This window comes from Diaphorobacter sp. C33, from assembly GCF_030503915.1.
Classification (GTDB): domain Bacteria; phylum Pseudomonadota; class Gammaproteobacteria; order Burkholderiales; family Burkholderiaceae_C; genus Diaphorobacter; species Diaphorobacter nitroreducens.
Genome location: NZ_CP129980.1, coordinates 1729952 through 1743198 on the forward strand (window position 1 = coordinate 1729952; position 13247 = coordinate 1743198).

A 13247-nucleotide genomic window follows, 5' to 3' on the forward strand; every position below is an offset into this window, starting at 1 on the left:
TTTTTCAATAGCATTTCACCACAGCAGCTCACCGCCCGCGTCCAGGTGAGTGAGGTACAGGCGCAGGTCGAACTCGAACTGGTGGTACTGCGGCTCCATGTGGGTGCACAGCTGGTAGAAGGCCTTGCCATGGTCCTTCTCGCGCAGGTGGGCCAGCTCGTGCACGACGATCATGCGCAGGAACTCGTCGGGCGTTTGCTTGAACAGTGCGGCCACGCGAATCTCATGCCGCGCCGCCAGCCGCCCGCCCTGCACCCGCGTGCGGTGGGTGTGCAGCCCCAGCGCATGGCGCACCACGTGGATCTTGCTGTCGAACAGCACCTTGTTCACCGTGCCCGCGTTGCGCAGGTGGCGCGCCTTGAACTCCTGGGCATAGTCGTACAGCGCCTTGTCGCTGCGCACCGCGTGGCCCTCGGGGTACTTGCGCTGCAGCAGCGCGCCCAGTTGGCCCTGCGCCAGCAGCGCGTGGGCCTGGGCCTGCAGCGCGGGCGCGTAGGCCCGCAGGTAGGGCAGATCAGTGGGAGCGGTCATGGGGGCGCCGGGCGACAGCACGCGCGTGCTGCCGGTTGCAAAGGGCGCCCAGTGTAGGGCGGATTTATTCCGCCTCGATCTTGGAGCTCTTGATCACGCCCGCCCAGTTGGCGAAGTCGCTCTTCACGCGCTCGCCCAGCTGCTGCGGGCCCTGGTAGTCGGCCGCGGCACCCTGTTCCTGCGCCTTCTTGCGGAAGGCCGGGTCTTCCACCACCTTCTTCATGTCGGCGGCCAGCTTGTCGATGACCGGCTTGGGCACGCCTGCGGGTGCAAACAGCGCGAACCACGAGGTGGCGTTCACGCCCGGGTAGCCGGCCTCGGCCGTGGTGGGGGCGTCGGGCAGGCTGGCCAGGCGCTCCTTACCCGTGACGGCCAGCACGCGCAGCTTGCCGGACTGGATGTGGGGCATGAACGGCGGTGCGGTGCCGAAGGTCAGGTCCACCTGGCCGCCCAGCAGGTCCTGCAGCGCGGGGCCCGTGCCCTTGTAGGGCACGTGCACCATCTTGATGCCGCCCTGCTGCTCCAGCATGGCGCCGGTCACGTGCTGCAGCGAGCCGTTGCCTGACGAGGCGTAGTTGAGCTTGCCGGGGTTGGCCTTGGCGTAGGCCACCAGCTCGGCCAGGGTCTTCACCGGCAGGCCGTCGCGCACCACGATGATCTGCGGCGCCGAGATCACGTTGGCGATGGGCTGGAAGTCCTTCTGATCCCACTGCGGTGCCTTGGTGAGATGGGGCGAGATCACGTGGTAGCCCGAGTACTGCATGAGCAGCGTGTAGCCATCGGGCTCGGCGCGCTTGACGATGTTGGCCGCGATGGCGCCGTTGCCACCACCCTTGTTGTCCACCACCACCGACTGGCCCAGCACCGGCGCCAGCGCCTGCGCGGCCATGCGGGCCGAGATGTCGGTGGTGCCGCCGGCGGCGGCCGGCACGACGAAGGTCACCGTGCGCGACGGGTAGCCGCCCTGCGCCCAGGCCGTGGACAGCGCCAGCGGCGCCAAAGCGGCCAGCGCCAGTGCGCCGAAATGTTTGCGTGTGATGCGCGTGGTCATCATGGGTTGTGTCTCCTTGTTGAAAGTTGTGCGAATTCGGAATGGAAGAATCAGTCCACGGTGGCGCCGGTGTCCTTGACCACGCGCGCCCACTTGGGCAGGTCGGACTGCACCAGCGCACCCAGCTGGGCAGACGTGCCCTTGAACGGCTCGCAGCCCACGACGGCGAGCTTGTCCACCACATCCTTGTGGTCCAGCGCGCGTGCCACTTCGGCCTGCAGCCGCTCGACGATGGGCGCGGGCGTGCCCGCCGGGGCGAACATGGCGTACCACGGTGCCTGGGCGAAGCCCTTGAGCGTCTCGCCGATGGTGGGCACGTCGGGCAGCGCGGCGACGCGCTTCTCGTTCACCACGCCCAACACCTTGAGCTTGCCCGCCTTGATGAAGGCGATCGACGAGGGCAGGCTCTGCACCGACAGCGGCACCTGCCCGCCCGCCACGTCGGTGGCGGCCGCCGCCGAGCCCTTGTAGGGAATGTGCTGCAGCTGGATGCCCGCGGCCTTTTGCAGCAACTCACCGATCAGGTGGTTGAGCGTGCCATTGCCAGCCGAGGCGATGGCGTACTTGCCGGGGCTGGCCTTGGCCAACCGGATCAGGTCCGCCACGTTGTTGCCCGGGAACGAAGGATGCGCCACCAGCACATAGCCGGCGGTGGCGACGGGCGCCACGGGCTCGAAATCCTTGACTGCGTCGAACCCCGGGTTCTTGTAGAGCGCCGGGCCGATCACGTGCGCGCTGTCGGCCGTGACCAGCAGCGTGTAGCCATCATGCTTGGCACGCGCCAGGGCCGCCGTGGCCAGCGTGCCGCCCGCGCCGGGGCGGTTGTCCACCACCACGCTCTGGCCCATCTGCTCGCTCAGGCGCTGCGCCAGCACGCGCGCAATCGCGTCGTTGGCGCCGCCCGCGGCCTGCGGCACCACCAGGGTGATGGGCTTGGAGGGGTACTTGTCCTGCGCAACGGCGCCCAGGGGCGCGGTGCACAGCAGTGCGCCCACAGCGGCCCCAAAGGCCAGCGCGGCCCTGCGGCCGTGGAATGCAGTGGTCAAAGGCATGGGGTTGTCTCCTGTCGTTATGGATGTGCGGTGAAAGCTACCGCGCCAGCGCGCGCTCGCGGATCGCGTCAAAGCCCGCAGGCACCGGATGCAGGGCCAGCCGGCACCCCGCCTTCACGATCTGGCTGGGCACCTCGTGGCCGATCAGCGCGGGCAGGCGGGCTGCAGTGGCAATCAGCGCCGGCAGATCAATGCCCGTGTCGTAACCCATGAGCTGCAGCGCATGCACCACTTCTTCGGTGCACACATTGCCCGTGGCACCCGGCGCATAGGGACAGCCGCCCAGGCCGCCCAGCGATGCGTCAAAGCGCTGCGCCCCCGCATCGATGGCCGCCAGCACATTGGCCAGGCCCATGCCGCGCGTGTTGTGAAAGTGCAGCGTGAAGGCCATGCCCGGCCAGCGCGCGCGCGCAGCGGCCACCACCTGCCCCACCTGCGTGGGAAAGGCCATGCCCGTGGTGTCGCACAGCGTGATGCCCGCAGCGCCCAGGTCGGCGAAGCGCTGCACATGGTCCCATACGGCATCCAGGGCCACGTCGCCCTCCATGGGGCAACCGAACACGCACGACAGCGACACGTTCACCGGCACCTGCGCCGCCTGCGCCATGGTGATCACCTGTGCCAGTGCCGCGAACGACTGCGCGCGCGTCATGCGCAGGTTGGCGAGGTTGTGCGTCTCGCTGACGGACATGACCAGGTTCAGCTCGTCGGTGCGCGACTCGATGGCGCGCTCCGCGCCACGCGCGTTGGGCACCAGCGCGGTGTAGGTCACGCCCGGGTGGCGCTCGATCTCGCGCATCACCACCTCGGCGTCGCGCAGCGCAGGAATCGCCGTGGGCGAGGTGAACGAGGTCACCTCGATCTTGGACAGGCCCGCCTGGGACAGTGCATTCACGAGCGCGATCTTGTCCTCGGTCGGCACGAACTGCGCCTCCATCTGCAGGCCGTCGCGCAGGCCCACGTCGCACAGCTCGATGCGCCGCCCGGCGCCGTTCCACACGCTGGTCGTCATTGGATCACTCCCTTGCTGCGCAGCAGCGCGATCTGCTCGGCCGTCAGCCCCGCCTCGGCCAGCACGGCATCGGTGTCGTCCCCCAGGCGCGGCGCGCTGGTGCGGATGGTGCCCGGCGTGGCCGAGAGCTTGGGCACGATGCCCGGCACCTGCAGCTCGTAGCCGTCGCGCGTGCGCTGCGTGAGCAGCATGTCTCGCGCCTGGTAGTGCGGGTCCTCGGCGATGTCCTTGGCGGTATAGACCTTGCCCGCGGGCACGCGTGCGGCGGCCAGCAACTCCATCACTTGCGCCACGGTGCGCTCGGCGGTCCAGCGGCCAATGGCGGCATCGATCTCGGCCACGCGCGCCACGCGGCCGGCGTTGTCGGCCAGTTGCGGGTCATCGGCCAGATCCTGGCGGCCGATGGTGGCCATCAGGCGCTTGAAGATGCTGTCGCCATTGCCGGCCACCAGCACCCAGCCGTCCTGGCAAGGGTAGGCGTTGCTGGGCGCAATGCCCGGCAGCGCGCTGCCCGCGGCCTCGCGCACGGCGCCAAAGGCGCTGTACTCGGGGATCAGGCTTTCCATGCAGTTGAACACCGCCTCGTGCAGGGCCACGTCGATCACCTGGCCCGCGCCGCCGTTCACCTTGCGGTGGTACAGCGCCATCATCACGCCGATGGCGCCGTGCAGCGCGGCCAGCGTGTCACCGATCGACACGCCCACGCGCACCGGCACGCGGCCCGGCTCTGCCGTGAGGTGGCGCAGGCCGCCCATGGCCTCGCCGATCACGCCAAAACCCGGCAGGTCGCGGTAGGGCCCGGTCTGCCCGTAGCCCGAGATGCGCAGGATGACCAGGCCCGGGTTGAGGGCGTGCAGCGCCTCGGGCGACAGGCCCCAGCCCTCCAGCGTGCCGGGACGGAAGTTCTCGATGAGCACGTCGGCTTCAGCAATCAGGCGGCGCGCGATGTCCTGCGCCTCGGCCTGGCGCAGGTCCAGCGCCACCGACTTCTTGTTGCGCGACTGCACCTGCCACCACACGGAGGTGCCCTCCTTGATGAGGCGCCAGTTGCGCAGGGGGTCGCCCGCGCCCACGGCCTCGATCTTCACCACATCGGCGCCGAACTCGCCCAATGTCTTGCCGCAGAACGGCCCGGCGATGAGCTGGCCCATTTCGATCACGCGCACGCCGGCCAGTGCCGCGGGCGTGGGGGCAGCGGTGTAGTACTTGGGGGTCATATGTCTCCTGCAATCCAGGCGGCATGATGCGGCGCCCCGGCCGGGCCGCAAAACGCTCAAGCGCGAAGCTGCCATCGCAAACCGGCATGGCCCGCCGCCGCCGCAGTACCATCGCCGCCCATGAAGCTCGACCCGGTCTCCCTGCGCCTGTTCGTCGCGGTGATGGAGGAAAACGCCATCGCCCGCGCCGCCGCGCGCGAACACATCGCGCCCTCCGCCGCCAGCCGCCGCCTGGCCGAGCTGGAGGACGCGCTGCGCGTGGAGCTGTTCACGCGCAGCAACCGCGGCACCGAGCCCACGGCCGCGGCCTACGCCCTGCTGCACCTGGCGCGCGGCGTGCTCAACGACCTGGACAGCATCGCCACGCAGATGCAGGACTTTCGCGCCGGCGTGCGCGGCCACGTGCGCGTGGTGGCCAACATCTCGGCCATCACGCAGTTCCTGCCGGGCGAACTGCAGCGCTTCATGGCCGCGCATCCGCAGGTCGATGTGCGGCTGCAGGAGCAGATCAGCACCGCCGTGGCGCAATCGGTGGCCGAGAACGCAGCCGACGTGGGCATCCTCAACCACGGCAGTTATGGCGAGCGCGTGACCCTGCTGCCCTACCGCGAGGACGAGCTGGTCCTCATCGTCCCCGCGGGCCATGCGCTGGCGCGCCGCCGCAGCGTGCGCCTGGCAGACGCCCTGGCCTGTGACTTCGTGGGCATGCATCCGGGCAGCGCCATCAACAACCTGCTCACACGCGCCGCGGCCGAGCAGGAGATGCCCCTCAAGCTGCGCATCCAGGTCACGAGCTATGACGCCCTGTGCCTGATGGTGTCCGCCGGTCTGGGCGTGGCCGTGCTGCCGCGCGGCAGCGCCCAGATCTACCGCGGCACGCTGGCCCTGCGCGCCATCACGCTGGATGAGCCCTGGGCACGGCGGCGGCTGTCGCTGTGTGTGCGCTCGGAGGAGTCGCTGTCCAGCGTCGCACGCTTGCTGGTGGACCACCTGCGCGCCGGCGCCCAGGAGGCGCCATGACGAAGGCCACGGCCCACCTGCGCTGGGACATCTTTTGCCAGGTGATCGACAACTTTGGCGACATCGGCGTGTGCTGGCGCCTGGCGGCCGATCTGGGCAGCCGCGGCCACCGCGTGCGCCTGTGGGTGGATGACGCCAGCGCTCTGGCCTGGATGGCGCCGCAGGGCGCACCTGGCGTACAGGTGCTGCCCTGGCCCACGCAGGCGCCCGCAGACGGGCCTGGCGACGTGGTGGTGGAGGCCTTCGGTTGCGAAATTGCTCCGCAATTCATAGCTGCCATCGCTCACCACACAAACGCTACAGGCCCAAAGCCCTTATGGATCAACCTGGAGTACCTGTCGGCCGAGGCCTATGTGGAACGCTGCCACCGGCTGCCGTCTCCGCTCATGAGCGGCCCGGGGGCGGGCCTGACGCGCTGGTTCTACTACCCCGGCTTCACCGAGCGCACGGGCGGCCTGCTGCGTGAGCCAGACCTGCTGGCGCGCCAGGCCGCATTCGACCGCTCCGCCTGGCGCGCCGGCCACGGCATCGGGACAGACGAAGTCGCCATCTCGCTGTTCTGCTACGAGCCACCCGCCCTGCCCCAACTGCTGGCGCAATGGCAACCGCGCAGCGACGTGCGGCTGCTGGTCACGCCCGGACGTGCCACGGCGGCCGTGCGCCAATGGCAGCAGCAGTTTGAGCGTCAAAACAGCCTCAAAGGCTCATACAGCAAGCGCGAGCAGCTATCAATTTCATATCTGCTACCCTGCTCTCAGCCGGCCTTTGACGAAATGCTCTGGGCCTGCGACCTGAACTTCGTGCGCGGCGAGGACTCACTGGTGCGCGCCCTGTGGGCGGGCCAGCCGTTCGTGTGGCAGATCTATCCGCAGCACGACGATGCGCACCACGCCAAGCTACTGGCCTTCCTGGACTGGCTGCACGCACCAGCGTCGCTGCGGCGCTGGTCGGCCCTCTGGAACGGTCTGGAGACCCGCGGCGAGTTGCCGCCGCTGGACGCGGCGACCCTGGGCGAATGGCGCGCATGTATACAGTCCGCGCGCGCGCGGCTGCTGGCACAGCAGGATTTATTGACCTTACTACTAGGGTTTTTGGCGGAGAAAAGCTAGAATCCCTGGTTTTGCGCCATTCGAAGGCGGCACTCGCGTGCCCAGCCGGCGCCCCCGCCGCGGAACATGCGCCGGGGTGGAAGGCGGCCCAGTTCACGCAAACGCCTGGGCCACGCCCGCCCGCCCCGACTTGTGGAGCGGTCAACCTTTCCTTCCCAAGCAAGCCATGAAAATCGCTCAAGAAATCCGCGCCGGCAACGTGATCATGCAGGGCAAAGACCCCATGATCGTGCTGAAGACCGAATACGCCCGCGGCGGCCGCGGCGCCGCTACCGTGCGCATGAAGCTGAAGGCGCTCCTGTCCAACATGGGCACCGAAGTCGTCTTCAAGGCCGACGACAAGATCGACAACGTGATCCTGGACAAGAAGGAGTGCACCTACTCCTACTTCGCCGACCCGATGTACGTGTGGATGGACGCCGAGTACAACCAGTACGAAGTGGAAGCCTCCAACATGGGCGATGCCATCAGCTACCTTGAAGACGGCATGGCCGCCGAAGTGGTGTTCTACGACGGCAAGGCCATCTCCGTGGAACTGCCCACCAGCGTGGAGCGCGAGATCACCTGGACCGAACCCGCCGTCAAGGGCGATACGTCCGGCAAGGTACTCAAGCCCGCGAAGATCGCCACCGGCTTCGAAGTGGCCGTGCCGCTGTTCGTGGACCAGGGCGACAAGATCGAGATCGACACGCGCACGGGCGAATACCGCAAGCGCGTCTAAGAACACCTTGCGTCCGGCTGCGGACGCTGTTCATGCAAGGGGAGCGTGTCATGCACGCTCCCTTTTTTTATTGAGGACTGGGTGGGTCCGGCAGTGGCCACGCCCAGCGCTGCATTCACGCGAACAATGCCCTCTCCAGCCTGGTGTACTTGGCGTCTCCTACGGCCTCGCGGATCTTGGGAGCCAGCGCTGCCAGATCCTCATACCCTGCAGCCCCCTCGACCGCCAGATTCAGACGGAAGCCCTTCAGCCCCAGGCTGGCGGTAAGTTCGGTGGCGATCGGGTAGGCGGCTTGATAGCGCTCGCGCTGCGTGCGCCCCGTGCCATCGACCTGCACCTCGGCGCCGTCCGCCGGCGCTGCGGCCGCGGGTGCCGGCGCTCCCGGTCCGCTCTCCAGCAACCCCTGGTCGATCATGAGCTGCACGTCCTCGCGCGAGATACCCATGGCCGCCGTGGCCGTCAGCACCTGGTCCAGGGTGCGCTTGCCGTCGAACAGGATGAAGGCTGAGCGCTGGCGCGGCGACAGCGCACCCTGGCGATCCTTCAGCGCCAGTTGCCCAGCCGGTGTCTTCACGAGAATCATGCCCACCTCTTCGCTTGGTACGTGATGGAAAAGCGGCATGGAACGCCGCACGGGATCAGCGTCGCACGAATGTGACCATTTGTGAATGAGGTCAAACCGCAGGTCGCCCGTGGGCGCGCAGCCGCGGGGCGCGGCGCGCTACAGCCCGTCCGCGGGAACCGGCCGCACGCGGCCCGGCCGCGTGGCCAGGCTGACGCTCCACGCCACAGCCAGGCCCACCGGCACGCCGAAGACCCCGGCCGAAATTGGATGGATGCCGAACCACAGGCCATCGACGAGCAGCGCGGAAGGTACCCATTCGCGCACGCTGTCCACCTGCGCCAACAGGTAATACACGGTGACGGACAGGCCGGCGAGCATGCCGGCTACCGCGCCCTGGCGCGTAGTACCGCGCCAGAAGATGCCCATCACCATCGCGGGCACGAAGGCCGATGCGGCGATGGAAAACGACGCCGACACCATGGGCAGGATTTCCGACGGCTTGAGCGCCGCCACGAACGCCGCAGACAGCGCCACGGAGAGCAGCGTGAACTTGGTCAGGATCACCCGCTGCTCGGGCGACGCCTTGCGGCGCGTTTCCTGGTGGTACAGGTCGCGCACCAGCGCGTTGCTGATGGTGAGCAGCAGGCCATCGGCAGTGGACAGCGCAGCGGCCAGCCCGCCCGCGGCCACCAGGCCGGAGATCACGTAGGGGAGCCCGCCGATCTCGGGCGTGGCCAGCATGATGAGGTCGGCCCCGAAGCGGATTTCGCCGAACTGCACGATGCCGTCGCCGTTCACGTCCTCCACGGACAGCAGCGAGGCGTCCACACGCGCCCATTGCGCCATCCAGTTGGGCAGTTGGTCGAAGCTGCTGCCCACGAGGTTGTTCATGACCTCGAACTTCACCAGCACGGCGAGCGCCGGCGCACTCAGGTACAGCAGTGCGATGAAGAACAGCGACCACGCGACCGACGCGCGCGCGCCCGCCACCGAGGGCACTGTGTAGTAGCGCGTCAGCAGGTGCGGCAGGCCGGCCGTTCCCACCATCAGGCAGAACATCAGCGCCAGGAAGTTGCGGCGCGCATCGTCGAAGGTCTGGCGCTCCTGCGGGGTGCCCTGCGGATCGCCCGCAAACGCCTGGCTGTGGCGCGGCAGGCCGCCCATGGCGCGGGCACGCTCATAGTTGTCGCGCATCTCGCGCGTCCAGCGATCGCGCGCGGCAGCCTCGTCGCGCGGCATGGAGGCCAAATCCCGGCTGGCGGCCACGATCAGCCCCACGTCGGCGTTCTGGGCGCGCAGGCGCTGGATGCGCTCGCGCGCCGCTTCGCGCTCACGCGCGAGTGCGGCGGGCACGTCGGCCAGCCGCGCCTTGTAATCCTCGGCGCGCTGCAGGTAGGCCGCGACCACGTCTTGCTCGACTTCCGAGGCCAGCAGCCCGCCCTCCAGCGTGGCGATCTTGCCGATCTGTGCCCCCGCCACCACCGGTGCAACGGGGTTGCCGAGCTGCTTGTACGCCAGCCACGACACGGGGATCAGGAACGCCAGCAGGATGACGATGTACTGCGCCACCTGCGTCCAGGTGATGGCGCGCATCCCCCCCAGGAACGAGCACAGCAGCACGCCGCCCAGGCCGAGCATGATGCCGATCTCGAACTGCACGCCGGTCAGGCGCGAGGCGATCAGCCCCACGCCGTAGATCTGCGCCACCACGTAGGTGAAAGAGCACAGTACGGCCGACAGGGCCGCGATGATGCGTGGCCAGCGCCCGCCAAAACGCACCTGGAAGAAGTCCGGAACGGTGTAGAGGTTCATCGCCCGCAGGTGCGGCGCGATGAGCATGGCCACGAGCACGAAGCCGCCCGTCCAGCCCAACAGATAGGCCAGCCCGCCCGGCTGCTCCGGCGTGCCCGAGAAGCCCTGCAGATACAGCGCGCCCGACAGGCTGATGAACGAGGCCGCGCTCATCCAGTCCGCGGCGGCGGCCATGCCGTTGTAGAACGGCGGAATGCGGCGGCCCGCCACGTAGTATTCGTCCGCATCCGTGGTGCGGCCGTACACGCCGATGGCGGCGTAGGCCATCACGGTGAGAAACAGGAAGATGGGGCCAATCCACTGGCGCGACAGCCCGCGCTGCTCGGCCCAGGCCATCAGGGCCACAAACCCCAGCAGCCCCGCGATGTACAGCGCCACGATGCGGTTCAGGCGCGCCATGTAGCTGCGCCCCTCGCCGCCGCGTTCAATCATGGGGTGGGGCTGTGGCAGCGTCGCGCTGCGCCGCCATGTCCTGCCGTTCGAAGTAGCTCATGGCGGCACAGTAAACGCAGACGATGCCAATGAACATCAGGACTGCCCCCTGGGAGGCAATCCAGTAGCTCAACGGCCATGGACCCACCAGGAATTGCAGGTCGCGCGCGAAGTAGCCGGTGCCGAACGACACCAGCACCCACACGAGCAGCAGGCCCGCCTTTAGCCACAGGTGGCGTGCATCGTGCAGGTCGGGGGCAAAGGGCGCCCCCTCGATCTCTTCCTGCGTGAGCGACCGGCGGTGGGGCATGGCCTGCGGCTGCGGCGCGGTCAGCGCGCCAGTTGCTGCCAGGTATCGATCACGCTGTCAGGGTTCAGCGAGATCGACGTGATGCCCTCGCGCGCCAGCCACTGGGCAAAGTCGGGATGGTCGCTGGGGCCCTGCCCGCAGATACCGATGTACTTGCCCTGCGCGCGGCACGCCTTGATGGCCAGGTGGATCAGCGCTTCCACGGCCGGGTCGCGCTCGTCGAAGTCGGCGGCCAGCAGTTCCAGGCCCGAGTCGCGGTCCAGGCCCAGGGTGAGCTGGGTCAGGTCGTTGGAGCCGATGGAGAAGCCGTCGAAGTACTCCAGGAAGCGCTCGGCCAAAATCGCGTTGCTCGGGATCTCGCACATCATGATGAGCTTGAGCTCGTTCTCGCCGCGCTGCAGGCCATGCTGTGCCAACAGCTTGGTGACGCGCTCGGCCTGGCCCAGCGTACGCACGAAGGGCACCATGACCTGCACGTTGGTCAGGCCCATGTCGTTGCGCACGCGCTTGATGGCCTCGCACTCCATGGCGAAGGCCTCGCCGAAGTCCTGGCTCACGTAGCGCGCTGCGCCACGGAAGCCCAGCATGGGGTTCTCTTCCTCGGGCTCGTAGCGGCTGCCGCCGATGAGCTTGCGGTACTCGTTGGACTTGAAATCCGACAGGCGCACGATGACGGGTTTGGGCCAGAACGCGGCGGCGATGGTCGCCACGCCCTCGGCCACCTTGTCCACGTAGAACGCGCGTGGGCTGGCATGGCCGCGCGCCACGCTCTCCACGGCCTTCTTCAGGTCGGCATCCACGGCGGGGTAGTCCAGGATGGCCTTCGGGTGCACGCCAATGTTGTTGTTGATGATGAACTCCAGGCGCGCCAAGCCCACGCCTTCGTTGGGCAACTGGGCGAAGTCGAAGGCCAACTGCGGATTGCCCACGTTCATCATGATCTTGGTGGAGATGGGCGGCATCTCGCCGCGCTGCACCTCGGTCACCTCTGTCTCGAGCAGGCCGTCGTAGATACGGCCGGTGTCGCCCTCAGCGCAGCTCACGGTGACCAGCGTGCCGTCCTTGAGCACGTCGGTGGCGTGGCCGCAGCCCACCACGGCCGGAATACCCAGTTCGCGCGCAATGATGGCCGCGTGGCAGGTGCGCCCGCCCCGGTTGGTCACGATGGCGCTGGCGCGCTTCATCACCGGCTCCCAGTTGGGGTCGGTCATGTCGGTGACCAGCACGTCGCCGGGCTGCACCTTGTCCATCTCGGCGATGTCGTTGACCAGTCGCACCGGGCCGGTGCCGATCTTCTGGCCGATGGCGCGGCCTTCGGCCAGCACCGGGCCGTGGCCCTTGAGCTTGAAGCGCTGCTCGGCCTGGCCCTTGGCCTGGCTCTTCACCGTCTCAGGGCGCGCCTGGAGGATGTAGAGCTGGCCATCAGTGCCGTCCTTGCCCCACTCGATGTCCATGGGGCGGCCGTAGTGCTGCTCGATCACCAGCGCGTAGTGGGCCAACTGCTCGATCTCGGCGTCGGTCAGCGAGTAGCGATTGCGCAGCTCGGTTGCCACCTCGGTGGTCTTCACCAGCTTGCCGCTGGCGGCCTTTTCCTGCGCCGTGGAAAACACCATCTGGATCAGCTTGGAGCCCAGGTTGCGGCGGATCACGGCCTGCTTGCCGGCCTGGAGCATGGGCTTGTGCACGTAGAACTCGTCGGGGTTCACGGCGCCCTGCACCACGGTTTCGCCCAGGCCGTAGCTGGAGGTGATGAACACCACGTCCTCGAAGCCGCTTTCCGTGTCGATGGTGAACATCACCCCGGCCGCGCCCAGGTCGGAGCGCACCATGCGCTGCACGCCCGCCGACAGGGCCACCACGTCATGGGCAAAACCCTTGTGCACGCGGTAGGAGATGGCGCGGTCGTTGTACAGCGACGCGAACACTTCCTTCATCTTGTGCAGTACGGCTTCGATGCCCACCACGTTCAGGAAGGTCTCCTGCTGACCGGCAAAGGAGGCGTCGGGCAAGTCCTCGGCCGTGGCGGAGGAGCGCACGGCAAAGCTGGCCTGGTCGTTACCCGCCGACAGCGCGGCAAATGCCTCGCGCACGGCCTTTTCCAGGTCGGCAGGGAACGGCTGGTTTTCTACCCAACCGCGGATCTCGGCGCCCGCCTCGGCCAGCGCGCGCACGTCGTCCACGTCCAGCGCGGCCAGGCGCTGGCTGATGCGGTCGTGCAGGCCTTCGTACTTGAGGAACTCGCGGAACGCATGCGCGGTGGTGGCGAAGCCCGTGGGCACGCGCACCCCCTGGGGCAGTTGGGAGATCATCTCGCCGAGGGAGGCGTTCTTGCCGCCAACGACCTCGACGTCGCTCATTCTCAGGTTCTCAAACGGTACGACCAGGGCGGTCGCCTCGAAACGTGCAGACATGGGA

The 13247-nt window shown here is 68.2% G+C and carries 12 protein-coding genes; 3 read left to right on the forward strand and 9 right to left on the reverse strand.

The genetic code is table 11. The features are described from left to right. Window positions 1–15 precede the first annotated feature (15 nt). The 5 genes from QY917_RS08220 to QY917_RS08240 form a co-directional block, all read right to left on the reverse strand. Window positions 16–531, reverse strand: a complete 516-nt coding sequence (locus QY917_RS08220) for a M48 family metallopeptidase (RefSeq protein ID WP_123676085.1) — start codon at window positions 529–531, stop codon at window positions 16–18. A gap of 64 nt (window positions 532–595) precedes the next feature. Continuing rightward, window positions 596–1582: a tripartite tricarboxylate transporter substrate binding protein gene (locus QY917_RS08225; protein WP_041836343.1), complete on the reverse strand. Its 987-nt coding sequence runs from the start codon at window positions 1580–1582 to the stop codon at window positions 596–598. A gap of 50 nt (window positions 1583–1632) precedes the next feature. After that, entirely contained in the window at window positions 1633–2634 is a 1002-nt protein-coding gene (locus tag QY917_RS08230) for a tripartite tricarboxylate transporter substrate binding protein (protein WP_123676031.1), read from the reverse strand. A gap of 37 nt (window positions 2635–2671) precedes the next feature. After that, entirely contained in the window at window positions 2672–3646 is a 975-nt protein-coding gene (locus QY917_RS08235; RefSeq protein WP_123676030.1) for a hydroxymethylglutaryl-CoA lyase, read from the reverse strand. Next, complete coding sequence (locus tag QY917_RS08240; protein WP_015913760.1) at window positions 3643–4863, reverse strand: CaiB/BaiF CoA-transferase family protein; 1221 nt, start codon at window positions 4861–4863, stop codon at window positions 3643–3645. The genes QY917_RS08235 and QY917_RS08240 overlap by 4 nt, the downstream gene beginning before the upstream one ends. 120 nt (window positions 4864–4983) lie before the next feature. Here QY917_RS08240 and QY917_RS08245 point away from each other — a divergent pair, with 120 nt between their 5' ends. From QY917_RS08245 to efp, 3 genes are all read left to right on the forward strand, one after another. Beyond that, window positions 4984–5883 carry a LysR family transcriptional regulator gene (locus QY917_RS08245; RefSeq protein WP_123676029.1) on the forward strand — a complete coding sequence of 300 codons (900 nt, stop codon included), beginning with the start codon at window positions 4984–4986 and terminating at the stop codon, window positions 5881–5883. Further along, on the forward strand, window positions 5880–6992 hold the full coding sequence (gene earP / locus QY917_RS08250) for an elongation factor P maturation arginine rhamnosyltransferase EarP (RefSeq protein WP_123676028.1): 1113 nt from the start codon (window positions 5880–5882) through the stop codon (window positions 6990–6992). The genes QY917_RS08245 and earP overlap by 4 nt, the downstream gene beginning before the upstream one ends. A gap of 166 nt (window positions 6993–7158) precedes the next feature. After that, the gene (gene efp / locus QY917_RS08255) at window positions 7159–7713 is read left to right on the forward strand and encodes an elongation factor P (RefSeq protein WP_011806028.1); all 555 of its coding nucleotides are present in this window, start codon (window positions 7159–7161) and stop codon (window positions 7711–7713) included. A 115-nt stretch (window positions 7714–7828) separates the two neighbouring features. Here the strand turns inward: efp and QY917_RS08260 are convergent, their stop codons facing one another. From QY917_RS08260 to ppsA, 4 genes are all read right to left on the reverse strand, one after another. Then, window positions 7829–8296: a hypothetical protein gene (locus tag QY917_RS08260; RefSeq protein ID WP_047350521.1), complete on the reverse strand. Its 468-nt coding sequence runs from the start codon at window positions 8294–8296 to the stop codon at window positions 7829–7831. A gap of 138 nt (window positions 8297–8434) precedes the next feature. Next, a complete protein-coding gene (locus QY917_RS08265) occupies window positions 8435–10522 on the reverse strand; it encodes a VC_2705 family sodium/solute symporter (protein WP_123676027.1) in 2088 nt (695 codons plus the stop codon). Beyond that, a complete protein-coding gene (locus tag QY917_RS08270; protein ID WP_011806031.1) occupies window positions 10515–10832 on the reverse strand; it encodes a DUF4212 domain-containing protein in 318 nt (105 codons plus the stop codon). Before QY917_RS08270 ends, QY917_RS08265 begins: the two co-directional genes overlap by 8 nt. A gap of 20 nt (window positions 10833–10852) precedes the next feature. Continuing rightward, on the reverse strand, window positions 10853–13243 hold the full coding sequence (ppsA, locus tag QY917_RS08275) for a phosphoenolpyruvate synthase (protein WP_011806032.1): 2391 nt from the start codon (window positions 13241–13243) through the stop codon (window positions 10853–10855). Window positions 13244–13247: the final 4 nt, after the last annotated feature.